Genomic DNA, 22,171 nt, shown 5'->3' with positions numbered 1-22,171 from the left:
TCAGACGTAATACCTTCTTGTTGAGGACAAAAACAACAGTAGTATCGTCGATTTTAATATGTATTATCTATGAAAAAAATCACTTTATCCCTTTTGGGGTTTTTATTTATCTCTTATAGCTTTGCAGACACCAAGGCTGATAATGTTATGGGGTTTTATAACCATACGGCTGTGGTTTCTAATGGTTTTTGGGATACGTCTTTACGAACCATCTCTTTTGATCAAGAGGAGGGAGATGTAAATGATTTTAAAATGACCCCTAATCCAGCGAATTCCAAATTTCAGCTGATAGTGCCTAAAGGTCTTAAAAATGTTAAACTGGAAATTTTTGATGTATTGGGTAATAAGATCTTGACAAAAGCACTGTCTAAACTTTCAAGCACTGTGGATGTTTCAAAATGGAACGATGGGGTGTATTTGGTAAAAATAACTGCTGACAGTGGTACCCATATCAAACGATTTATAAAGCAATAAATAAGATCTAATTTATTTTTTGGAATATATCTAAAACCACCATCTTGGTGGTTTTTTTATGGAATTATCAGATGACCATTTTGTACATTAACCCAATGAGAATAGCGATTCCGAAACTGATCAACGTACCAATTAAGATGTATTCTGTAAGTTTACGCTCTTTAGATTCCTTTAAATCGCCAAACCTAAAGACGGATTTTGCTGTAATCAAAAAACCAACGGCTTCCCAATGATTTAAGATCACAAACACAAATACTAGAATTCGTTCTAGAATTCCAATATACATTCCCGCATCTTTAAGAGATTCATTGCCTTCCGTGAACTTGGAAATATCCCATTTCATAAAGATGGTTTTCATGATGATGGAAACGGGAAGGGTCAAGAATAGGATACAGGTTAAAAGAATAAGCGTATGGTCGGTAAAAAGTTCGCTTAAAAACCCTTCCTTAGACATTCCTGCCCAATAGATGGCTATAAGCACTAAAATATGCAGTGATTGATCGATAAAAAATAGTAGTCGCTTCGTTCTTTTACTTTGGAAGATGAGTTTCAACGCGTCGATGAGAAAATGCGAAACACCAATAATAAGGATGATGGGCCATTTTGAAAAATCCCAAAGAATCAGAAACAAAAGGGCAATATGAATGAGGACGTGTAGATAGAGTTTAGGCGACTTCAACTTTCGTTTCTCCTTTTCTTTCACCCAAGACGTCGGTTGCAGAAAAAAATCACCAATGAGATGCGCGAGTATGAGTTTTATCAAGATCATATCTGTAAGTGTGTTATCTTTTTACGGTAAAGTGCTTCTAGCTGCATGATAACATCCAAATGCGCACGTTTCTGTCTACTGCTCACTGCATTTTGGTTAATGCCCAACTGTTTGCCCAGCTCTTCTTGGAGAGCGTGTGGTTGCTCTATATGCAATTTGACAATTTCGGCCGAATTGGAGCTCCAATGGTCCATAATGGTCAGGGCTAATTTAAAATATAAATTGAGTTCTTGGTCCAATTGCGAATTGGCGGTCTTTATTTTAAGATTGACTTTTTCTTTTTTGAGTTGTTCTAAAGTTTCGCCAGAAAATTGAAACGCTTCCCCATTAGATTCTACAACGGTTTTGCCTTTAAAGGTTTTTTTGCCAATACCTATGGCAATGCGCACGTCTAAACCCTTAATTGTTTTAACACAGGCTTTAATGTAAATAGCAGCTTTAAGACTTTCTTCAATGTTTGGGGTCTCTAATTGAAAACTGTCACCCCTGTAAATATCCCAATCCGTAGTTTTTGGAGCACAGGCTATTAAAGCGTCTTTTAATACAGAAAGCCACACTTCAGAATCTTTAATCGATCTGGATCTGATAATATCTCCCGTTAATATACTCGTCATAACAACTAATTTAATGATATGTTTCAATATCACGACAATCCATGATTAAATTAATTATCATCTAATTAAATGATATATTAAAATATCGCTTTATTGGTTGATATTCAAATATATCACATATTTACGATATAAACAACTTATGGCAGCATCACTTTCACCTTATGATCTTCTAAAAGATGCAGATAGTCATTGGGTGAAAAATCTTTCTCTTCAAATTCCCTTCGTCGCAATTTCTTCATTTCAAGGCGTTTCAAACTCTTTAAAAAACGTCTTATTTCTTGTTTGTCATTTAAAATCAAGCCCGGAACTTCCACTGAATTTCCTTCATCATCTTTAGCTACCATTGTAAAATATGAGGAGTTGCAGTGTTTTATGGCACCAGTTCTAATGTTTTCAGCCTCTACGCGAATGCCAACCACCATGGAGGTATTACCTACATAGTTTACAGAGGCTTTCAGGGTTAACAACTCACCAATTTCAATAGGATTTAAAAAATCTACGGTATCTACAGAGGCTGTAACACAATAGGTTTTAGAATGTTTTGAAGCACACGCAAAAGCAATTTGATCCATTAAATTGAGAATATATCCTCCGTGGATTTTGCCGTTAAAATTAGAATTGGATGGCTGCATCAATTCAGAAATTAAGATCCTGGACGCGTCTACTTTTTTGTATTTCTTTTCGTCTTGTTGGTTATTCATCATCAATAGCACGTTTCAATAATTTTTCATTTTGTTGTTTACTGGCTTTGGCGCCAAGTGTTTTCAAGGTTTCTACACGCTTAATTAGATTACCTTTTCCGGTTAATTTTATCATGGCACTATCGTACGATTTTTGAACCGTACCCAATTGAGAGCCAACCTTGATTAATTCGTCAGTTAAATTAACAAAAGAATCATACAAACGGCCCGCTTGTGTGGCAATTTCTATAGCATTGGCTTTTTGTTTCTCGTTTTGCCACATACTATCAATCGTTTTTAAAACAGCAAGCAAGGTGGTAGGTGTAACAATAATAATATTTTTTTCGAAGGCATCGCTATACAGTGCAGGGTATTCCATAGAGGCGATGGCAAAAGCTGATTCGATAGGAATGAACAAGAGCACAAAATCAGGACTTTCCATCTCGTAGAGTTGGTGGTAATTTTTTTCGCCCAATTCACTCACCCGTTTTCTCACTGATAGCAGATGGTTTTTTAAGTGGATAGTGCGTTCAGATTCGTCTACCTCATTAATGTAGCGTTCATAAGCTACCAATGAAACTTTAGAATCTACAATCATTTTTTTATCTCCCGGTAACGAAATCACCACGTCAGGCATCACGCGTTTACCGTCTTCCGTCGTAAAACTTTGTTGCACAAAATACTCGCTGTCTTTTTGAAGTCCGCTGCGTTCCATAACGCGCTCCAAAACCAATTCCCCCCAATTCCCCTGCATTTTGGTATCTCCTTTTAAAGCTTTGGTCAAATTGGTGGTCTCTTTGCTCATTTGCTCATTCAGTTCAGTCAATCCTATAATTTGACGGCGCAAATCAGCACTTCTAGTGATATCTTCTTTATTGGTTTCTTCCACACGTTTTTCAAAATGCTGAATTTTCTCTTGTAACGGTTTTAAAATCGCATCAATATTTTCTTTGTTCTGCAGTGTGAATTTGCTGGATTTCTCATCCAAAATTTTATTGGCCAAATTTTCAAATTCTTTGGTGAATTTTTCCTGTAATTTCTCTACTTCAGCTTTTTGTTCTTGATTTTTAAGAGCGAGGTTTTCAAAATCTGAATTTCTACGGGTCAATTCCGTATTGAGGAATTCTTTTTCCCTACGGATGCTTTCGCGCTCGTGTTCAAGTTTATTCAAAGTTTCATTGATAGAAACGATTTGCGCTTCATTTTTCTGTTCGATTTTTTGAACTTCTGAGGCGTACTGAAACTTCATGTCTTGGAGTTGCTGTTGAACATTGAGAATTCGTTCTTCGAGTGCGCTTTGTTCACCCTTACTTTTAAGTCTGGAGATGGTGATACCAATATAGGCGCCAATGCCACCAGCAACAAGGATCGCAATTATGAGAATGATATGGTCGTTCATTTAAAATTTCAATTTTACCAAAGATAGATTTTTTTGAGCGACGACCGATTTCTGAGAATAGAAGATTTAGCTGGATATTCTAAATTAGAAAACAGGTATAACACACGTAGAAGACTGTATACCCTGACTATTTTTTAACTTTAAAACTCCCGGTACTCTGATCGAAGGCAATTAAATCTTCTGGAAATAGGGTGTTAAATGTACCATTTGCAATCAACTGGCAAGGCGAACCCGAAATCACTTCTGTGCTGCTCATCACAATTATCGTATCGCACAATTGAATGGCCAGATCTATTTCATGCGAAGAAAATAAGATGGTTTTGCCCGTTTCTTTGGCTAATTTTTGAAGCAGTTTTAAAATATAGGCCTTGTGGTACATGTCTAAATGTGTGGTAGGCTCATCTAAAATAATCAAATCTGTGTCTTGTGCCAATGCTCTTGCAATCATTACTTTTTGAAGTTGGCCATCGCTTAATTCAAAACACTTTTTATCTCTAAGGGCAATAATGTTTGTGTGTAGGAGCGCTTGCTCAATAATCTTGAGATCGTTGTCGGACAGATTGCCCACCCAATTGGTATACGGTTGTCGTCCTAAGGCCACCAATTCAAAAACAGAGAGGTTTTTTGAGGCTATTTGTTCCGTGAGTACCAAACTCAACTGTTTTGCCAATTCAACAGTGGTATAGTCGGTAATAGATTTTGAGTTGATAAAAATGTCACCTTGCAACGGCTTTTGAACGGTGGTCAAGGTTCGTAACAGCGTCGACTTTCCTATCCCATTCGCACCCACCAAACCGATGAGTTGTCCTTTTTGCAATGCTATATTTATAGAATCAGCAATGACATTGGCTCTTTTTTTAGAGGTGTAACCAACGGAAAGGTTTTTTGTTTCAAGGACGATATGTTGCTGTTCATTTTTCACTTTAAAAAAACATTTTGCGTTTTCGGGTTAACAACCAAATTACTACTGGCGCCCCAACTAATGATGTGATGGCATTAATTGGGAGCGTATAATCGCTGGTTGGCAATTGCGCAATACTATCACAAATGAGCATTACAATGGCGCCAAATAAAAACACTGCTGGTAATAAAATTTTGTGATTTGAAGTATGAAAAACTTGACGGGTCATGTGCGGAATGGCTAATCCAATAAAAGCTATTGGGCCTGCAAAGGCAGTAATTGTTCCTGCCAATAAACTTGTTGCAATAATGATGATCAATCGGCTTTGTTTTAATTTAAGACCTAGACTTTTCGCATAGTTTTCTCCTAACAACAGCGTGTTCAAACCTTTTATAGAACTGATTGTGATCAAAATTCCAGCTAAATAGATTAAGAAAAAGATAAACAATTCGTTCCAAGAGAGGTTGCCCAAACTTCCAAATCCCCAAAAGATATACTGTTGCAATTCTTCCGCAGAACTAAAATAGGAGAGCACACTTACTACAGCCGAAGTGATGCTTCCAAACATCAAGCCTATAATAAGAATGGCCATCGTATCCCTTACCCGTGAGGATACAATCATAACCGCTAGTAATACCAGAAAACTCCCCAAACTGGCGGCAATAACAATGCTCCATTTTGAGATTAATAAACTTGCAAATACGCCTCCAAAAAGTCCAGATCCCAAAATAACCAACGCCACGCCTAAGCTTGCACCAGAACTGATCCCTAATACAAAAGGTCCAGCTAAAGGATTTCTAAATAAGGTTTGCATCAAAAGTCCAGAGATTCCCAATCCTGATCCTACTAAAATAGCCGTAAAAGCTTTTGGCAAACGGTAATCTTGAATAATGTATTGCCAAGAGGCATTGTTAATATCTCCAATAAGACTTTTAAAAATTTCTTGGGTAGGGATGGATACGGAACCCAAACTGATGTTTACGAAAAAAAAGATGATGAGCAGGGCTATCAAACTTAGAAACGGATATGTGTATTTCGTGTTCAATCAGTTTTTTTATTGTTGAAGGAATGAGTCTTGTAAAAAACTTTATTTCAATTGTTTGAAAAAGTAAGACTCGTAATCTTCCATTAATTCAGGATGGCAGACTTTTATCAAATCTTTTAAAACCAAATCCGGCCGAGCCATACCCATTTCAAAATAGGAGACGCCACCTGTAGCTCCTGTAGTGCCCACAAAAGAATAAACTTCTCCAGTTTGAAAGGCCTCGAACTTGGTATAATGTGCGTTGGCTTTTTCAAGGGCATCCAAACTTGGGTAATATGACGGACTGATCCAAATATCAGCATCTTTAGCCTCGTTGAAAACATTTTCGAAACTCAGGGACAGACTCCCTTTTGCTGTCGTATCGCTCCATAAATAATTAGCATTGGCATCTTTTAAAAGAATCCCTTCAGAACTGGTCCCGCTTGGCAAATACCACACGTCTTTGTGCATGGCGCCACTTAAGACGGTAGGTTGTTTGGTAGCTTGTTTGGCGATAACTTTTGCTTCCAAATAATCAGTTTCAATAGCGTTAAAAATAGAATCAGCCTCTCTAGTTTTATTGTAAAGCACTCCAAAAACCTTAATCCATTCCGCCTTTGCCAAAGGAGAAGCTTCTACCCACTCTCCATTAAAAATAACAGGAATTCCTGCTTTTTGAATATTATCAAAGGTTTTATTATTGCCATCAATACCAAAACCCATCACCAATTCTGGCCGGAGCTCCAATAGCACTTCTGTATTGATGCTTTCGTTTTTGCCCAATTCCCTAATTGATCCTTTATCAATCAGCGCTCGCGTTTTTTCTGAAGACACATAGTCAGTGCCAGGGAAACCAATCAATGTGTTTTCAACATTTAATAATTCCAACCCAGGAATATGTGTGGTAGAGGTCACTACAATTTTTTCAATAGGGGTTATTAAAATGCCATCATAGTCATCTCTGTTCAACGTGATTTTAGGTGCCATTTCTTTACTGATCAAGGCGTAGCGAAAGGTTTGTTCAGATGTTGGCCAAGGATTTTTAATTGTCAAGACCTTAAAATCTTGATAGTCTTCAATTGAAAAACCTTCTGCATATAACAAGGCCTCTTGTTGGGTTGCAGGAGTTTCATTTAGTTTGCTGGAGGGTGTTGTGTCTTTACAGTTTACAAGAAGTAGAAAAAGAAATACTAATGGAATATTTTTCAAAGCGTTTTGATTTTGAATGTCAAATTTAAGATTAATTAATTGATTTAAGTGCAGCACCATTTTTAAAACCTTTCATTTCATCAGTCGGATTCCATTTAAAATGTTTAAATTTGCACAGAATTTTGGTTTGACATAATCATCTATGTCGATTAAAAGGGAATCTGGTTAAAATCCAGGACTGTTCCCGCAACTGTAAGTTTTTGTCCAAGTTTTGGGCGACTCAAATTGAGATGTTACACACTTCAATTGCCACTGGTTAACACTGGGAAGGTATTGTAACATAAAACAAGTCAGGAGACCTGCCAAATTCAAACACATAAGTCAAACTTTCGGGATAAAAGTTTACGTATGATCACCATACGATTCCGAGTATTATTAATTAAATGAACAACAAAACAAAAGTTTTTGGTGTATTGGCATTTGGTATGTCAATATGCAGCGTTGCACAACAGTTTCCGATTGCTATTGGTACAGATTCCACTAAAGTGGAACAGCTGGATGAAGTGGTCATCTCTGATTCTAAATTCAATCTAAAACGCGAAAATTCCGGGAAGGTTATTACCAAAATCACACAAAAGGAGTTGCAACATTTGCAAGGGAAATCCATTGCGGAAATCATCAATACCACCGCAGGAATTGAAATTAATGGCACAAAAAGTAGCGCAGGCCAAAATCTTTCGTATTACGTCAGAGGCGGGAGAAACAGGCAGGTTCTGGTCTTGATTGATGGTATTGCCGTAACAGATGCGTCGCAAATTGCTAACGATTACGATTTGAGATTGCTCAATGCTGATCAGGTAGAAAGTATTGAGATTCTAAAAGGCGCCTCAAGTACACTTTATGGGTCTGGTGCCGCAACGGCAGTCATTAATATTGAGTTAAAAAAAGCTTCAAAAAATGCAGCTTCTGCTAATTTTAGAAGTGTTTTAGGCAGCAACCAATCTTCTAATGAAAATGATTATAGCATAGAAGATTTTAGGAATAGTGTCTCCGTGAATGGTACTTTGGGCCAGTTCAATTATTTGGGAAGCTTTGGACATCAATTTACAGATGGTCTTTCTGCAATTTCAACAGGCACAGAATCTGACCCCTATAATGCCATCAACGGAAATTTGAAATTAGGTTATGAATTTTCAGAAAGTTTCAAATTAAATACTTATGCCAGTTTTGATAAGTTTAAAGCAGATTTTGATGATGGTTTTTCTGGCATAGACACGGATGATATGTCTAAAACAAACCAATACCGTTTGGGATTGTCGCCTGAGTTTAGTTATAACAATGGAAGTATCACCTTAAATGCTGCCTACAATAACATTGAACGCGAAATTTTTTCAAGTTTCCCTGCCCAATTTAATGCCCAAAGTTTTATAGGAGATCTTTTTAACCGCTACAATTTCAATGATCAATTTTATACCGTTCTGGGTGTGAATGCACAGGAAAATCAAATGGAAAGTTTTACCATTCCGTTTGGAAGTACAGATTTTGAACAAAGCATTGATCCAAAAGAAGCATCTTTCACAATTATTGATCCCTATGTAAATATGGTGTATCTGTCTGATTTTGGGTTGAATGTTAATATAGGAGCACGTTTAAATAACCATTCAGAATATGGCTCACATATGGTCTATAGCATAAATCCATCGTTTAAAAAAGATGTCGGTTTTGGATATATAAAGGGAATGACCAGTTACAGTACGGCTTACATCACACCATCCTTGTACCAATTGATTGAACCGCTTTACGGGAACGCAGAGTTGGATCCTGAAGAAAACACGACTATAGAGATAGGTGCAGAATTTCACATTAAAGATAAAGCAACCTTTAGTGCGATATACTTTACAAGGGATGAAAAGAATTTTATTGATTTTGTAGATTTGGGCGGTTTTGTATATCAGTATCAAAATCAACCTACTGAATTTACGGCAAGTGGTATTGAGATGACTGCAAAATATCAGTTTTCAAAAAGCTTAAGCATTGGTACAAATGCCACTTATACTAAAGTTGAAGAAGACCTTAACCTGCGCATTCCGGAATTGAAGGTCAATGCCAACTTAAACTTTCAAGTTTGTGAGGCAACTTTTATGAGTATTACTTACCAATATAATGATGACAGAAGGGACTCTGTGTTTAACAGTGATACCTTTATGAATGATGACATGACATTAAAATCCTACAGTCTGTTTGATTTTTACATCAGCCATAAAATTGTCAAGAATAAAATGACATTATTTGCAAACGTGACCAATATTTTCAATGCAGATTATGAAGAACTGTATGGGTACAGTACACGCGGTAGAAATATAAATATTGGATTTAGTCTGAATTTATAAACTATAGAAATCATTATTGTCCGATAAAGAATTAAGATCGCTGCGCNNTAGTCCCGATAACTATCGGGAAAAGAACAAAGACTTGATTATAACTTACTGATAAACAGTCGTTATTCTAAATTAAATTTACCCAATCACTCTAAGAGAAATTGGTTTCAAAAACAAGGTGTCATTTTTAAGTTCTCGAACCAGATCATGCTTTAAGGGGGTTTACAAACTTTTTACCTGTTTTACCGGACACTGATGTATAGAAATAATAAAGCCGCTAAATTTTTAGCGGCTTTATTAATTTTACTCATTATAATTATTTTACTCATTGAAATTTTTCAAGAAGTTTAACTTTCAGTTCAGCATCAATGTACATTTCGTTGTCTAAAATGTTGGCATCAACGTTATCTTTTAAAGGAACCAATTGTCTTTCCATAGATGAAGGAGCTGGGCGGTTACTTCCAGTAATATCCGCAATGGCTCTCGCTAAAAATGGCTCATTGACATCTCCTAAAACCCCAAGGTTATTGACAATTTCCCTAACTCTAAACTGCTCTAAAGCACTTTCAATGCCTGTAGGAGCAACAGGCTGGTCGTTTTTATTGATAGACATTGCCACTAAAGGTTGAATAGCATAGGTATGATTGGGGTTGGCATTTTCACGGGAAAAATTGGGAGAATCATATAAGGTGATAGACGCTTGCGATTTTCCAGTTGTTTTACCCCCAATTTGAACGACATTGATATAAGGAGAAAGACTATTAATAATCAACTCACTTGCTGAAGCAGTTCTATTGGTAGTCAACACATAAATCTTATCTAAATTGAGAGAATTGATAGCACCCCCAACTTCATTAGCGGTGTTTCTAAAATTAAACGATGTGTTTTCTGACTGTAAATTTTTATTATATACAAGCTTAGAAAAAACTTGGCCGTTAAACTGACCTGTAATCATACTCGCTAAAAGAGCAGCTGTATTTACTGATCCACCCCCATTATATCTTAAATCCAATACTAAATGTTGTACACCGGCAGTTTTAAAATCGCCAAAAGCATTATTTAATTGTTCATCATAATTTCTGATAAAGCCATTGTACATTAAGTAACCAATTTTAGAACCGTTAACTTCAATTACTTTTGCAATATGAATGGGGTTTTCGTTATACTCTATTTTAGTTAAAGTAGCTTCTGAATTGTTGGATTCAATTTTATCATCATCAACAGTTGCAGTGCCGTTGGTGTTATAATTCGCGAAGTTTAACGTATAAGTGTCTGGTCTCAACAATGAAGCAAAATTTTCTACAGTCATTGGTACATCATTTATGGCATTAAAAATATCTCCACGTTTTACACCTCCAATGCTTCCTGGACTATCGTTCAAAGCTATCCGCACAAGGCCAAAAACAGCGTTTGGATCTTGAGGTTGTCTATAGAAATCAAATTCAAGACCATTGCTTTTAAAAACACCAGCAAATTGTTGTTCTAAAGCCACATAGTCTGAGGTAATGAAACTAAAACGATCCACCACTTCTCGTTGATAGATTAAACTTTCAAATAAGTCTTCAGGCTCATTAAAACCATTAATATAAGCGGCGTACGCTTCATCTGTAGAAAAACGGTTGTCTGCTAAATTAGGAATTTCATCCTTATAGAGATAAAATATATTCATAGCTTTCCAAACAAAATCGTTAATCTCATTCACTTCAACCCCCCCAATTACGGAAGTGTCAATAATGTTGTCGTCTTTATCGTCGTAACAACTTGTGTTTACGCTGAATACAACTAGCGCCAATAGGGCAATTTTTAATATTCTCATAACTTTTCTTTTTCTTTAAAATAACTTGAACCGTTATTTTGCTCTAAATTTACTGACATTATTATTAAATCAAAATTATTTGTAACAAAACTGAAACTCTATCGTCGTAAACATAGAAACAAGTCTGACTCACTTGTTATAAACTAACCATAATGACACAAACTAATTTTTTAAAATTGGTAATGCCTTTTAAAGATAAGATCTTCAGGCTTTCAAAGCGACTTTTAGTGTCGAAGGAGGAGGCGGAAGATGCCACACAGGAGGTGTTATTGAAATTATGGAATAATAATAAGAAGATTGAAAACTATAAGAATGTGGAAGCGTTTTCAATGACAATGACCAAAAATTTGTGTTTGGACCGATTAAAATCAAAACAGGCACAAAATTTGAAGATTGTCCACAGCAATTATCAGGATCATAACGTGTCTTTACAGAAACAGATTGAAAATAAGGATAGTGTCCATTGGGTTTCGAAGATAATGGATGAGTTGCCAGATCAGCAAAAAATGATTGTGCAATTGAGAGATATTGAAGAATATGATTTTGATGAAATTGCAAAGGTTTTGGAAATGAACGAAACTGCAGTGAGAGTAGCACTTTCAAGAGCAAGAAAAACAATAAGAGAAAAATTAACAAATAAACACCGCTATGGCATTACATAATATAGAACAGCTTTTAGAAAAATACGATAATGCTGAAACAACCTTAGCTGAAGAAGCACAGCTTAAAGTTTATTTTGCTCAGGAAGATATTCCGCAGCATCTAGAATCTTATAAACTGTTGTTTCAATATGTATCAGACACACGGCAAGAACAGTTTACCAAAGCATTGCCATTGCAGCCTAAACGTAAAAAATTATATCAATGGATTTCGGTTGCAGCAATAGCCATCCTGATGTTGGGTGCGTATTTTCAAATGAATCAAAAAACAACCTTAGAAGATTTAAACCATGAGGAACTGCTAGCATACAACCAGACTATGGAGGTCTTTAGTTTAGTATCTTCAAAGCTTAATAAGGGAACTAATAGTTTGGGGGCTTTTAAATTGGTGTCCTCTAAGCTTAACGAGGGTGCTGAAAACCTTAATTACCTGAAAGAATTTCAAAACACAGCAAAAAGAATAATAAGAAACGACTAACAATATTAAAAAAGAAAAATTATGAAAAATGTAAAAAATCTTCACGCATATCTGCAAAATAGGAGCGACATGAGTAAAAAAGCAATCCTATTATTAGCCATAATGATTGTACCAATGGTATCCTTCGGACAAAGTTTTTTCAGTAAATATGAGTCCATGAAAGGGGTCACCTCAGGGGTGATCAGCCAAAAAATGTTTAAAATGATTGCCACTATTGATGTGGATCTTGACGATCCGGAAGCGCAAGGGTTTTTAGATATGGTCAAAAAAGTTGAGAGTATAAAAGTATTAAGTACAGGAGACAAGACGATATCTTCAAATTTAGCCGCTGATGCAGAAAAATATATTGGCAGTTCTAAACTGGATGAGTTGATGCGCTTTAAAGATGGTAACCAGACGGTAAAGTTTTACGTTAAAGAAGGACGTGATGAAAACCATGTAAGAGAATTGTTAATGTACATTAACGGTTTAAAAGAATTGACCAAAGATGCCAACATTGAAATTAATGGCGAAAAACGGGATATTGAAACCATAGTCGTATCTATTATTGGCGATATAGACTTGAGAGAGATTTCTAAAATTACCAGTAAAATGAATGTTCCGGGTGGCGAGCATCTTGAAAAAGCCAGTAAAGGTAAAAAACAATAATCATGAAAGCATCAATCAAAAATCTGACAGGAATGGTACTATTGGTTGCAACGTTATTTAGTTGCAACCAAGGACCATCATTACAAACTTATTATGTAGACAATCAGGAGCAGCCTAACTTTCTTTCCATAGACGTGCCCTTGAGCATGTTGAATCTTGATAAAGAGCAACTGACCCAAGACCAGAAGGAAGCGTATAAGTCTATTAAAAAGCTGAATATGTTAGCCTATAAAATGAAGCCAGATCATAGGGCTGACTATGAAACAGAATTAGCAAAAGTAACCTCCATTTTAGAAGATCCAAAATATGAAGAATTGATGCGTGGTGGCAATCCAGAAAATGGAAAGTTTATCATTAAATTCTTAGGAGAAGAAGATGACATAGAAGAATTTATTGTTTTTGGAAATATTGATGGTAAAGGATTTGCGGTGGTTAGAGTGCTCGGGAATGAGATGGATCCTAATAAAATTATGACCCTAGCTTCTGCCTTAGACAAAGCCTCTATTGACGATTCACAGCTCAATCAATTTACAGAGTTTTTTAAATAAGCAAAGAGCTGCAAGGACATTTAAATTAAAATCACCTGGAAATTTTAAACTTCTGGGTGATTTTTGTTTTGTAATAAACTGATAAACATAGCAATTACAACAAAGCTGAACATTCCAAAAAGCAAAACTTTCACTATAAAATAATCCAGCACATCAAAAATAGCGGCCATTAAAAAACCAAAAGCAATTAGTCCTGTTAGTGTGCGTGTAATAAAGTTTATTTTGGTCATTTTCTAGATTCCGGTATAGTTACTCGGTGTAATCTGTTTGAGTTCATCCTTGATAGCCTCTGGCACGTCTAGGCTATTTATAAAATCAGAAATTGATTTTTGATCAATTTTTACATTGGTTCTGGTCAATCCTTTTAATGCTTCATACGGATTTGGATAGGCTTCCCTTCTTAAGATGGTTTGGATGGCTTCTGCTACAACGGCCCAATTGTTTTCAAGGTCTTCTTGAAATTTAGGTTCATTTAATACTAATTTATCCAAACCTTTTAAGGTGCTTTTAAACGCAATAAGCGTGTGTCCAAAAGGTACGCCCACATTTCTCAACACGGTACTGTCTGTTAAATCTCTCTGTAATCTCGAAATAGGAAGTTTTGCCGATAAGTGTTCGAAAATGGCATTTGCAATCCCTAAGTTTCCTTCACTATTTTCAAAATCGATAGGGTTGACTTTATGGGGCATGGCGCTACTGCCAACTTCTCCAGCTTTAATTTTTTGTTTGAAGTAATCCATAGACACGTAGGTCCAGAAATCTCTATCTAAGTCGATCAGGATGGTGTTGATGCGTTTGAGGGTATCGAATAACGCAGCCATATGGTCATAATGTTCAATTTGGGTGGTAGGAAAGGAATGCTGTAAGCCTAATTTTTCCTGCACAAATTCTTTCCCAAAAGCTTTCCAATCTACCGTTGGATAAGCAACTTTGTGGGCATTAAAATTCCCGGTAGCACCGCCAAATTTAGCGGCACTCGGGATGTCATTCAATAAATTAAACTGTTCTTCCAAACGCACTGCAAACACTGCAATCTCTTTACCTAAACGGGTAGGAGAGGCTGGTTGTCCATGGGTACGTGCCAACATGGGGATGTTAGCCCACTCTTCTGATAGGTCTTTCAGCTTTTTAACCACGTTCATATATTCTGGAACATACACGTTATTCATGGCTTCCTTAATACTTAGCGGAATGGCGGTGTTGTTAATGTCCTGAGAGGTCAATCCGAAATGGATAAACTCTTTAAATTGATTCAGGTTAAGAGCGTCAAATTTTTCTTTAATAAAGTACTCAACCGCTTTTACGTCGTGATTGGTTACTTTCTCAATGTCTTTTATTGCCAGCGCATCTTCCGTTGTAAAGTCTTTGTAAATAGTTCTTAAATCATCAAATTTTGAAGCGTCGAATGCTGTAAGTTGTGGTAAAGGCAACTCGCATAACGCGATAAAATAATCGATTTCAATTTGAACACGATATTTTATAAGGGCCTCTTCTGAGAAATAATCGGCTAAACTATTGACTTTGTTTCTGTATCTTCCATCAATTGGAGAGATAGCATTTAATGATGTTAATGACATTGGTTGTGCTATTAGTTGTGTTAAAAGAAGCAGCAAAGATAAGAAAGAAAGTTAGAAGCTGGAAGCTTGAAGAAAGTTTAAAGCAATGGGCATCTTAAATAGTTCTGATGTTCCTACCGCGTTTGGTAAATTAAAATTTTTCCCTCTGAAAGAGATTGATTTGATGGCAAACTAAGCTGAATTTGACTGTAAAACTCACCTGTTTTTAATACTTTTAACCCTAAAATAAATGAGGATGAAATTTTTAAAAATAATTTTAGTTGTACTGCTAATTATTTTCGTCCTAGTGCAATTTGTCGATCCTGAAGAAAATGCCGGTAGTACAGCATCTTTTGATTCTTTTATTATGGATACCAATCCGAACGAAGAGGTGACTGCTATTTTGAAAACGACTTGTTTTGATTGTCATAGCGATGTGACACGATATCCTTGGTACAATGAGATTACGCCGCTAAATTTTTGGCTGGCAAACCATATAGAAGATGGGAAAAAACATTTTAATATTTCGGCATGGGATGATTACTCGGTTAAAAAGAAGGACCATAAATTTGAAGAATTGATTGAAATAGTGGAAAGCAAAGAAATGCCACTAGAATCTTATACCTATACCCATTCAGAAGCGAAGTTGACCGATTCCCAAATTGCGGCAGTAGTCGATTGGGGTAAAAAAGTAAGATTAAAATACAGTTTGGCTCCCCAACCACAATAGTAAAATCACTTATTTAAATTCCAAATTCTCTATGTTGCACTGCAGCTCTGGAATTTGGAATTTGTTTATGTTTAAAATTTAACCGTTACCGTTTATGATATCTAAATTACTTATCATTGGTCATGTTTGGCCCGAACCTAGAAGTTCTGCCGCTGGTAGCAGGATGATGCAGCTTATTGAAGGCTTTCAAAAGGAAGATTATGAAATCATATTTGCAAGTGCCTGTACCAAAAGTGACAATGCTTTTGATCTTTCGGAGATAGGCATAGTGCAAGCCACGATTGAGATGAATCATTCCAGCTTTGACCATTTTATAAAAAGTTTTAAACCTGATGTGGTGTTGTTTGACAGGTTTATGACGGAAGAGCAATTTGGTTGGCGCGTAGCAGAACAGTGTCCTAATGCGCTCAGAGTATTGGACACTGAAGATTTACATAGTTTAAGAAAGGGTAGGGAACAAGCCTTTAAAGACGGCGCCACATTTGATCAGTCCTATCTTTTTAATGATTTTGCCAAACGTGAGATGGCCAGTATATACCGTTGTGATCTATCCTTGATTATCTCAGAATTTGAAATGGAGGTGTTAAAATCCGACTTTAAAATTCCTGATTTCCTAATGTTTTATTTGCCATTTCAGATAGATCATGTTTCTGAAGAAATCATGAAAAATTTACCAACTTTTAATCAGCGACAGGATTTTATCACCATTGGCAACTTTCTTCATGAGCCCAATTATAATGCAGCCTTATATTTAAAAGAGACGATTTGGCCTTTAATTAAACTACAATTACCAAATGCCAAATTGCATGTGTATGGCGCTTATGCCTCACAAAAAGTTACACAATTGCATCAAGATGCCAGCGGATTCTTAATAAAGGGGTATGCTAAAGACGTGCATAAAGTTATGGCCAATGCAAAAGTTTGTTTGGCTCCATTGCGTTTTGGTGCCGGGTTAAAGGGTAAATTGGTAGATGCTATGTTAAACGGCACACCTTGTGCCATGTCGTCCATAGCTGCCGAAGGCATGTTTGGTGACTTAAAGCCTAATGGATGTGTTGAAGATGATCCTCATGGTTTTGCAGAGCAGGCCGTTCAATTATATCAAGAAGAAATGTTGTGGAAGGAGAAGCAACAGCATGGTTTTACAGTTATACAAGAGCGTTTCAATAAAGCAACATTCCATACTTTATTCTTTAAAACTATTAGTGCCATTATGGTGCAGCTTGAAGAGCATCGCCATGAAAATTTCACGGGACAAATGCTACAGCATCACGCCCTGCAATCCACCAAATATATGAGCAAATGGATTGAGGAGAAGAATAGATAACCTAAATTTTCCATAGCTTAACTACTAGACTTTGCATTTCTCCAAAATATAGTCCGCAAAAAGGTTTTGAGAATCCGTCAAACGATCGATAATTTTTAAGGACGATTGCCCTAATATGTCTGTTAAAATTTGATCGTTATATTTTCTACTGGTTTCGGTATGGATCTTTTCGCCCTCTATAAAATTAAAACTCTTATTCAGATTTTTGATGGTGACAGTTTGTTTGGTTGTGCTGACTAGAAAACTTCTGGCAATACCTTCTTTTTCAGTGTACTCGGGTAGATGTTTAAAGCTATTGATATCGAAATTTGCATCTAGCTCCCTATTAATCCGGGTTAATAAATTGAGGTTAAAGCGCTTGGTAATCCCTTGGGCATCATTATAGGCAGGTAACACAATGCTTTCTGGTTTAATTAAATCGACTCCAAGAACTACACGATCTCCATTTTTAAGGTTATCACTTAGCTTTTGTAAAAATTCCTTAGCGCGTGCATCAGGGAGATTGCCGATATTGGATCCTAAAAACAATACGATTATTGGATCTTCTGATTGTTTTAAATCGGCCAACACATTAAAATAATCACCCTGTTTAGTGCTGATTTTGACCTTGGGTAGTTCAGAATTTACGGAGGCTTTTAAATGTTTGAGCGCATGTTCAGAAATATCAATAGGCGCGTAATCAAAATTATACTGCTGTTGATCAAGCGCTTTCAACAGTTGCTTGGTTTTTGTGCCGTCTCCAGCGCCTAATTCTACCAACTCAAAAAAAGTAGTTGTTTCTAGCTTTAAAGCTTTGATAAGTTTCTGATTTTGATTTTTAAAAATGTCAAATTCCGCTTTGGTAAGATAATACTCAGGCATTTTCATAATTTCCACAAACAAGGCATCTCCAATTTCATCATAGAAATATTTAGACGGTAATGTTTTGTTGGTTGCGCTTAGGCCAAGATCAATGTCTTTTTGGAAGTTTTTGTTCATAAATTATTTAGCGAGTCTGATTCCTGAAAATTGCCATTGGTATTGTGGATGGAAAAAGTTTCTATACGTATATCTGCTGTGTCCGGGTGCAGTGACACTTGAGGCACCTCTCAACACCATTTGATTTATCATAAATTTGCCATTATATTCACCAACCGCGCCTTCCGCAGTTTTAAATTTAGGGTAGGGCAAATAGGCACTGTTGGTCCATTCCCAATGGGTTCCCCAATCTAAATCTTTTGAAGCCACTTCCCATTCAAATTCTGTGGGCAGTCTAAGTCCTTTCCATTGTGCAAATACGGCGGCTTCATAAAATGAAATATGGGTTAAAATGGAATTTTCATCAATCGGTTCTAATCCAGAGAGTGTGTACTGAAACCAATTGTTCTCAATATTTTTCCAATACAAGGGCTGCTTTATCCCATTGTCCTTAATCCAATACCAAGCGTCGTCCAACCAATATTCTGGTTTTTCATAGCCACCATCGTTAATAAACTCCAAATACTCACCACAGGTTACTAAACCTTTGGAAATTTCAAAAGATTCCAAAAACACCCGATGCACACCTAATTCATTGTCAAAAGAGAACGCATCACTACTATGTCCGATGTTATAAACTCCCGCTTCAACGGCCATCCAATCGTTGTTTGAATTGTAATGACGTACAAGATTTGAATCGAATAACTTGGGGTATAAAGGATTCTTGGAAAGTGTGTATTTAATGTCAGTCAGGAGCAATTCTTGATGTTGCTGTTCGTGATTAATGCCTAAGATGGTCAACGCTTTAACGTCATCATGGTGGTCAGATTCCAGTAAATCAATCATTGCTTGATCTACAAAAGCCCTGAACTCATAAACGCTTTCTATTTTAGGGCGGGTCAATAGGCCTCTGTGGTGCCTTTCAATTCGTTCGCCAATGCTATTGTAATAACTATTAAAAAGGAAGCCAAAATCCGCATTAAAAACCTTGTAATTGGGGACATGCTTTTTTAAGATCATTTCCTCAAAAAACCAAGTCACATGCGCAATATGCCATTTGGGCGGACTCGTAAATACGGCTGATTGTGGGGTGTAATCCTCTATTTGCAAATTCTCGCAAAGTAGTACGCTGCGCTCTCGTACTTCAATATATTTTTCGGTAAGTGTTTTCATAGCTGTTATAAAGATACTAATGATTTTGCTTTTTTAGAATGAAAATCCTAAAAGGAGTCGTATTTCTTTTATATGAGACACTGATGTAGTCTGTTTGAGTTCAAGTTGTTTGAATAATGACAATGACCTATATATGTGATGGTGTTTGTTTCTATTTTGGTTGTTAAGGATTTTATTTTCAGAAAATTTATAGTCGTCAGTTATCAAAATAAATTATAGTTTTGCTTCTCAAAATTAAACCTATGATTTCAGTCGATAATTTAGCTGTAGAATTTGGTGGAACAGCCTTATTTAGCGAGGTGTCCTTCACCATCAATGAAAATGATAAAATTGCCCTTATGGGAAAAAATGGAGCCGGAAAATCTACCATGATGAAAATTATTGCTGGAGAACAACGGGCTACAAAAGGTCATGTGCGTTATCCTAAAGATGCTATTATTGCGTATTTACCGCAACATTTGCTCACTGAAGATCAGTGTACGGTTTTTGAAGAGGCCTCTAAAGCTTTTGCCCACGTATTTGAAATGCGCGACGAGATGGAGGCACTTAATAAAGCTCTGGAAACCCGAACAGATTACGACTCTAATGAATACATGCAAATCATTCAAAAGGTATCTGATTTGGGTGAAAAATATTATGCGCTGGAAGATGTGAATTATGATGCGGAAGTTGAAAAAGCGTTGGGAGGTTTAGGGTTTAAGCGCGAAGACTTTACAAGAATGACCAGCGAGTTTAGTGGAGGGTACCGGATGCGTATTGAATTGGTGAAAATCTTGCTGCAAAAACCGGATTTGATTCTTCTGGATGAGCCTACCAACCATATTGATATTGAATCCGTCATTTGGCTGGAAGATTTCTTGCTCAATAAGGCCAACGCCGTAATGGTAATCTCTCATGATAAAGCCTTTATTGATAATATTACCAATAGAACTATTGAAGTGACTATGGGACGCATTTATGATTATAAAGCCAATTATTCACATTACTTGCAATTGCGAGAAGATAGGCGTGCCCATCAAATAAAAGCCTTGCAGGAACAGCAAAAATTTATTGCTGATAATATGGCCTTTATTGAGCGTTTTAAGGGGACGTATTCTAAAACCAATCAGGTCAATTCTCGCGAGCGCATGTTAGAGAAGTTAGAGATTATTGAAGTGGATGACATTGATACTTCTGCTTTAAAATTACGATTTCCGCCAGCGCAGCGTGCAGGAGATTACCCTGTAACTATAAAAGATGTATCAAAGTCTTATGGAGAACATATAGTCTTTAAAAATGCAAACATGTCCATTTCAAGGGGTGAAAAAGTTTCTTTTGTAGGACGGAATGGTGAAGGGAAGTCCACCATGATCAAAGCCATCATGGGCGAAATTGATGTAGAGGGCACGTGTAACTTGGGCCATAATGTAAAGGTGGGCTATTTTGCCCAAAACCAAGCATCATTGTTGGATGAAGGCTTGACTATTTTTCAAACCGTAGATGAAGTAGCGCAGGGCGATGTCAGAACTCAAATTAAAAACATCCTTGGTCGTTTTATGTTTAAGGGCGATGAGATTGATAAAAAGGTAAGTGTGCTTTCGGGCGGTGAGAAAACACGATTAGCGATGGTAAAACTTCTGTTGGAACCAGTCAATTTGCTGATTTTGGATGAGCCTACCAATCACTTAGATTTAAAGTCGAAAGACGTCTTAAAGGAAGCCTTGTTGGATTTTGATGGTACCTTAATTTTAGTGTCTCATGATCGGGATTTTCTTCAGGGACTTTCTCAAAAAGTATTCGAATTTAAAGATCAGCGTGTCATTGAGCATTTTGAAACTATAGATGATTTTTTGGTAAGAAATAGAATTGAAAACTTAAAGGAAATTGATTTAAGAAAATAAGAATTTCGGTGCATATGTGCACAGAATCTTGGAATTGCGCTCAATTTTTTCTGATTTTTTATTTAAACTTAGTGTTTCAATACTATTGAAAACCCGTATTTTAGACTTTTACCTTTGAATATTATTATTTTATGAGAAAAACCGTAAAACTCTTAATTGATAAATTAAGAACCTTTTTAAGAGAAAAATTCCATCAATACGATGTGACCTTACCTTATATCATTACCGTTATCATTGCGCTTATAGTTGTTGTAGGAGGGATCAATTTGTTTGTAGAACTGACAGATACCTTAAAGTCTGATCTGCTGGCGGATTATGATTATAAAATTACGGAATATGTCATTTCCCATCGCTCTGAAGCTCTCACCAAATATTTTGTTTTTGTAACCCATGTGGGCGATATTTACGGTTACGCTATCGTATTAATCGTCTTGGCCATTTTATCTTATTTCGTATTTAAACAATGGAAACTGATGCTTCAAGTGTTTTTTGTGTTGGCTTTATCAGCAATTTCAAACTTAATATTGAAGCGCTTTGTGGATCGCGCAAGGCCTGGGATTGAACACATGGTATCCGTAGAAACGTTGAGTTACCCTAGCGGGCATGCCATGAGCGCTATGGCCTTTTACGGTTTTTTGATGTATCTTATTTATAGATTTAATATTAATATCTACTTAAAATTTGGCGTGATCTTCCTTTTAGGAATTCTGATCTTAAGTATTGGCCTAAGCCGTATTTATCTGGGAGTCCATTTTCCTTCTGATATTGCCGGTGGCTATATTGCTGGATTAATTTGGGTCGTGTTTTGTATACTCATATTTGATCTTATTGAAGTGTTTAGAAGAGATCCACAAACGCCTACGGTGTAGAATTCATTATAAGACCAGTCTGTGCCTTTATACCCGACTTTAATCGGTAAAGGAATTATCTTATTTCAAATTGTTAAAATCAAGTAAAGCATAAGTTAAAATCATCCGAAATTTAAGTTAAAGTACGCCATATGTAAAGCGT

22 protein-coding genes and 1 riboswitch are annotated in these 22,171 nt (G+C 36.4%); of the genes, 10 read left to right on the top strand and 12 right to left on the bottom strand.

The annotated features are described in order from the left end of the window. The first annotated feature begins 69 nt into the window (after positions 1–69). The gene (locus JEM65_RS14265) at positions 70–474 is read left to right on the top strand and encodes a T9SS type A sorting domain-containing protein (RefSeq protein WP_199600794.1); all 405 of its coding nucleotides are present in this window, start codon (positions 70–72) and stop codon (positions 472–474) included. Between the two features lie 67 nt (positions 475–541). Here the strand turns inward: JEM65_RS14265 and JEM65_RS14260 are convergent, their stop codons facing one another. The 7 genes from JEM65_RS14260 to JEM65_RS14230 all read right to left on the bottom strand — a co-directional run bounded on the left by JEM65_RS14260 (position 542) and on the right by JEM65_RS14230 (position 7,070). Further along, positions 542–1,243, bottom strand: coding sequence for a DUF3307 domain-containing protein (locus JEM65_RS14260; protein WP_199600792.1), 702 nt, complete (start codon positions 1,241–1,243; stop codon positions 542–544). Continuing rightward, entirely contained in the window at positions 1,240–1,857 is a 618-nt protein-coding gene (locus tag JEM65_RS14255; protein WP_199600790.1) for a transcriptional regulator, read from the bottom strand. Before JEM65_RS14255 ends, JEM65_RS14260 begins: the two co-directional genes overlap by 4 nt. Positions 1,858–1,994: 137 nt before the next feature. Beyond that, positions 1,995–2,561: an acyl-CoA thioesterase gene (locus tag JEM65_RS14250; RefSeq protein WP_233530669.1), complete on the bottom strand. Its 567-nt coding sequence runs from the start codon at positions 2,559–2,561 to the stop codon at positions 1,995–1,997. Then, on the bottom strand, positions 2,551–3,936 hold the full coding sequence (rmuC, locus tag JEM65_RS14245; RefSeq protein WP_199600788.1) for a DNA recombination protein RmuC: 1,386 nt from the start codon (positions 3,934–3,936) through the stop codon (positions 2,551–2,553). Before rmuC ends, JEM65_RS14250 begins: the two co-directional genes overlap by 11 nt. Positions 3,937–4,063: 127 nt before the next feature. Beyond that, positions 4,064–4,858 (bottom strand): ABC transporter ATP-binding protein, encoded by a 795-nt coding sequence (locus JEM65_RS14240; RefSeq protein ID WP_199600786.1) that lies wholly within the window; start codon positions 4,856–4,858, stop codon positions 4,064–4,066. A 1-nt stretch (position 4,859) separates the two neighbouring features. Further along, on the bottom strand, positions 4,860–5,882 hold the full coding sequence (locus JEM65_RS14235; protein WP_199600784.1) for a FecCD family ABC transporter permease: 1,023 nt from the start codon (positions 5,880–5,882) through the stop codon (positions 4,860–4,862). Positions 5,883–5,924: 42 nt separating this feature from the next. Further along, on the bottom strand, positions 5,925–7,070 hold the full coding sequence (locus tag JEM65_RS14230; RefSeq protein WP_233530668.1) for an ABC transporter substrate-binding protein: 1,146 nt from the start codon (positions 7,068–7,070) through the stop codon (positions 5,925–5,927). Positions 7,071–7,176: 106 nt separating this feature from the next. After that, a riboswitch (cobalamin riboswitch) is annotated at positions 7,177–7,391 on the top strand. A 62-nt stretch (positions 7,392–7,453) separates the two neighbouring features. On the opposite strand from JEM65_RS14230, the gene JEM65_RS14225 reads away from it, so the two are divergent. Continuing rightward, positions 7,454–9,400: a TonB-dependent receptor plug domain-containing protein gene (locus JEM65_RS14225; RefSeq protein ID WP_199600780.1), complete on the top strand. Its 1,947-nt coding sequence runs from the start codon at positions 7,454–7,456 to the stop codon at positions 9,398–9,400. 313 nt (positions 9,401–9,713) lie between these two features. Here the strand turns inward: JEM65_RS14225 and JEM65_RS14220 are convergent, their stop codons facing one another. Then, entirely contained in the window at positions 9,714–11,204 is a 1,491-nt protein-coding gene (locus JEM65_RS14220; protein WP_199600778.1) for a S41 family peptidase, read from the bottom strand. A gap of 152 nt (positions 11,205–11,356) precedes the next feature. Between JEM65_RS14220 and JEM65_RS14215 the strand changes: the two genes are divergently transcribed. Genes JEM65_RS14215 through JEM65_RS14200 form a run of 4 tightly spaced genes read left to right on the top strand, consistent with a single transcriptional unit; the run spans position 11,357 to position 13,537 of the window. Beyond that, positions 11,357–11,866, top strand: coding sequence for an RNA polymerase sigma factor (locus tag JEM65_RS14215; RefSeq protein ID WP_199600776.1), 510 nt, complete (start codon positions 11,357–11,359; stop codon positions 11,864–11,866). Beyond that, a complete protein-coding gene (locus JEM65_RS14210) occupies positions 11,853–12,341 on the top strand; it encodes a hypothetical protein (RefSeq protein WP_199600774.1) in 489 nt (162 codons plus the stop codon). Before JEM65_RS14215 ends, JEM65_RS14210 begins: the two co-directional genes overlap by 14 nt. Positions 12,342–12,362: 21 nt before the next feature. Then, positions 12,363–12,989, top strand: a complete 627-nt coding sequence (locus tag JEM65_RS14205; protein WP_233530667.1) for a DUF4252 domain-containing protein — start codon at positions 12,363–12,365, stop codon at positions 12,987–12,989. 2 nt (positions 12,990–12,991) lie between these two features. Then, on the top strand, positions 12,992–13,537 hold the full coding sequence (locus JEM65_RS14200; protein WP_199600772.1) for a DUF4252 domain-containing protein: 546 nt from the start codon (positions 12,992–12,994) through the stop codon (positions 13,535–13,537). Positions 13,538–13,581: 44 nt separating this feature from the next. On the opposite strand, the gene JEM65_RS14195 is transcribed toward JEM65_RS14200, so the two are convergent. Further along, positions 13,582–13,767 carry a hypothetical protein gene (locus JEM65_RS14195; protein ID WP_199600770.1) on the bottom strand — a complete coding sequence of 62 codons (186 nt, stop codon included), beginning with the start codon at positions 13,765–13,767 and terminating at the stop codon, positions 13,582–13,584. Positions 13,768–13,770: 3 nt separating this feature from the next. After that, on the bottom strand, positions 13,771–15,114 hold the full coding sequence (gene purB / locus JEM65_RS14190) for an adenylosuccinate lyase (protein WP_199600768.1): 1,344 nt from the start codon (positions 15,112–15,114) through the stop codon (positions 13,771–13,773). Between the two features lie 235 nt (positions 15,115–15,349). Between purB and JEM65_RS14185 the strand changes: the two genes are divergently transcribed. After that, positions 15,350–15,823, top strand: a complete 474-nt coding sequence (locus tag JEM65_RS14185; protein WP_199600766.1) for a heme-binding domain-containing protein — start codon at positions 15,350–15,352, stop codon at positions 15,821–15,823. A gap of 94 nt (positions 15,824–15,917) precedes the next feature. Beyond that, entirely contained in the window at positions 15,918–17,150 is a 1,233-nt protein-coding gene (locus JEM65_RS14180) for a glycosyltransferase family 4 protein (RefSeq protein WP_199600764.1), read from the top strand. 24 nt (positions 17,151–17,174) lie between these two features. Here the strand turns inward: JEM65_RS14180 and JEM65_RS14175 are convergent, their stop codons facing one another. After that, complete coding sequence (locus tag JEM65_RS14175; protein WP_199600762.1) at positions 17,175–18,128, bottom strand: L-histidine N(alpha)-methyltransferase; 954 nt, start codon at positions 18,126–18,128, stop codon at positions 17,175–17,177. 3 nt (positions 18,129–18,131) lie between these two features. After that, a complete protein-coding gene (egtB, locus tag JEM65_RS14170) occupies positions 18,132–19,280 on the bottom strand; it encodes an ergothioneine biosynthesis protein EgtB (RefSeq protein WP_199600760.1) in 1,149 nt (382 codons plus the stop codon). Between the two features lie 242 nt (positions 19,281–19,522). On the opposite strand from egtB, the gene JEM65_RS14165 reads away from it, so the two are divergent. Both JEM65_RS14165 and JEM65_RS14160 read left to right on the top strand, forming a co-directional pair. Further along, complete coding sequence (locus JEM65_RS14165; RefSeq protein ID WP_199600758.1) at positions 19,523–21,160, top strand: ABC-F family ATP-binding cassette domain-containing protein; 1,638 nt, start codon at positions 19,523–19,525, stop codon at positions 21,158–21,160. Between the two features lie 131 nt (positions 21,161–21,291). Then, the gene (locus JEM65_RS14160) at positions 21,292–22,029 is read left to right on the top strand and encodes a phosphatase PAP2 family protein (RefSeq protein WP_199600756.1); all 738 of its coding nucleotides are present in this window, start codon (positions 21,292–21,294) and stop codon (positions 22,027–22,029) included. The last annotated feature ends 142 nt before the right edge of the window (positions 22,030–22,171 follow it).

Source organism: Gelidibacter salicanalis, assembly GCF_016469035.1.
GTDB lineage: Bacteria > Bacteroidota > Bacteroidia > Flavobacteriales > Flavobacteriaceae > Gelidibacter > Gelidibacter salicanalis_A.
The sequence above is the reverse complement of the archived record's forward strand: the minus strand, read 5'-3'. Positions and strand labels throughout refer to the sequence as shown.

Bases quoted from the DNA above. Each gene is read 5' to 3' on its own strand.
- JEM65_RS14265 (WP_199600794.1), top strand. From the start codon at position 70: ATGAAAAAAATCACTTTATCCCTTTTGGGGTTTTTATTTATCTCTTAT.
- JEM65_RS14260 (WP_199600792.1), bottom strand. From the start codon at position 1,243: ATGATCTTGATAAAACTCATACTCGCGCATCTCATTGGTGATTTTTTT.
- JEM65_RS14255 (WP_199600790.1), bottom strand. From the start codon at position 1,857: ATGACGAGTATATTAACGGGAGATATTATCAGATCCAGATCGATTAAA.
- JEM65_RS14250 (WP_233530669.1), bottom strand. From the start codon at position 2,561: ATGATGAATAACCAACAAGACGAAAAGAAATACAAAAAAGTAGACGCG.
- rmuC (WP_199600788.1), bottom strand. From the start codon at position 3,936: ATGAACGACCATATCATTCTCATAATTGCGATCCTTGTTGCTGGTGGC.
- JEM65_RS14225 (WP_199600780.1), top strand. From the start codon at position 7,454: ATGAACAACAAAACAAAAGTTTTTGGTGTATTGGCATTTGGTATGTCA.
- JEM65_RS14220 (WP_199600778.1), bottom strand. From the start codon at position 11,204: ATGAGAATATTAAAAATTGCCCTATTGGCGCTAGTTGTATTCAGCGTA.
- JEM65_RS14215 (WP_199600776.1), top strand. From the start codon at position 11,357: ATGACACAAACTAATTTTTTAAAATTGGTAATGCCTTTTAAAGATAAG.
- JEM65_RS14210 (WP_199600774.1), top strand. From the start codon at position 11,853: ATGGCATTACATAATATAGAACAGCTTTTAGAAAAATACGATAATGCT.
- JEM65_RS14205 (WP_233530667.1), top strand. From the start codon at position 12,363: ATGAAAAATGTAAAAAATCTTCACGCATATCTGCAAAATAGGAGCGAC.
- JEM65_RS14200 (WP_199600772.1), top strand. From the start codon at position 12,992: ATGAAAGCATCAATCAAAAATCTGACAGGAATGGTACTATTGGTTGCA.
- JEM65_RS14195 (WP_199600770.1), bottom strand. From the start codon at position 13,767: ATGACCAAAATAAACTTTATTACACGCACACTAACAGGACTAATTGCT.
- purB (WP_199600768.1), bottom strand. From the start codon at position 15,114: ATGTCATTAACATCATTAAATGCTATCTCTCCAATTGATGGAAGATAC.
- JEM65_RS14185 (WP_199600766.1), top strand. From the start codon at position 15,350: ATGAAATTTTTAAAAATAATTTTAGTTGTACTGCTAATTATTTTCGTC.
- JEM65_RS14180 (WP_199600764.1), top strand. From the start codon at position 15,918: ATGATATCTAAATTACTTATCATTGGTCATGTTTGGCCCGAACCTAGA.
- JEM65_RS14175 (WP_199600762.1), bottom strand. From the start codon at position 18,128: ATGAACAAAAACTTCCAAAAAGACATTGATCTTGGCCTAAGCGCAACC.
- egtB (WP_199600760.1), bottom strand. From the start codon at position 19,280: ATGAAAACACTTACCGAAAAATATATTGAAGTACGAGAGCGCAGCGTA.
- JEM65_RS14165 (WP_199600758.1), top strand. From the start codon at position 19,523: ATGATTTCAGTCGATAATTTAGCTGTAGAATTTGGTGGAACAGCCTTA.
- JEM65_RS14160 (WP_199600756.1), top strand. From the start codon at position 21,292: ATGAGAAAAACCGTAAAACTCTTAATTGATAAATTAAGAACCTTTTTA.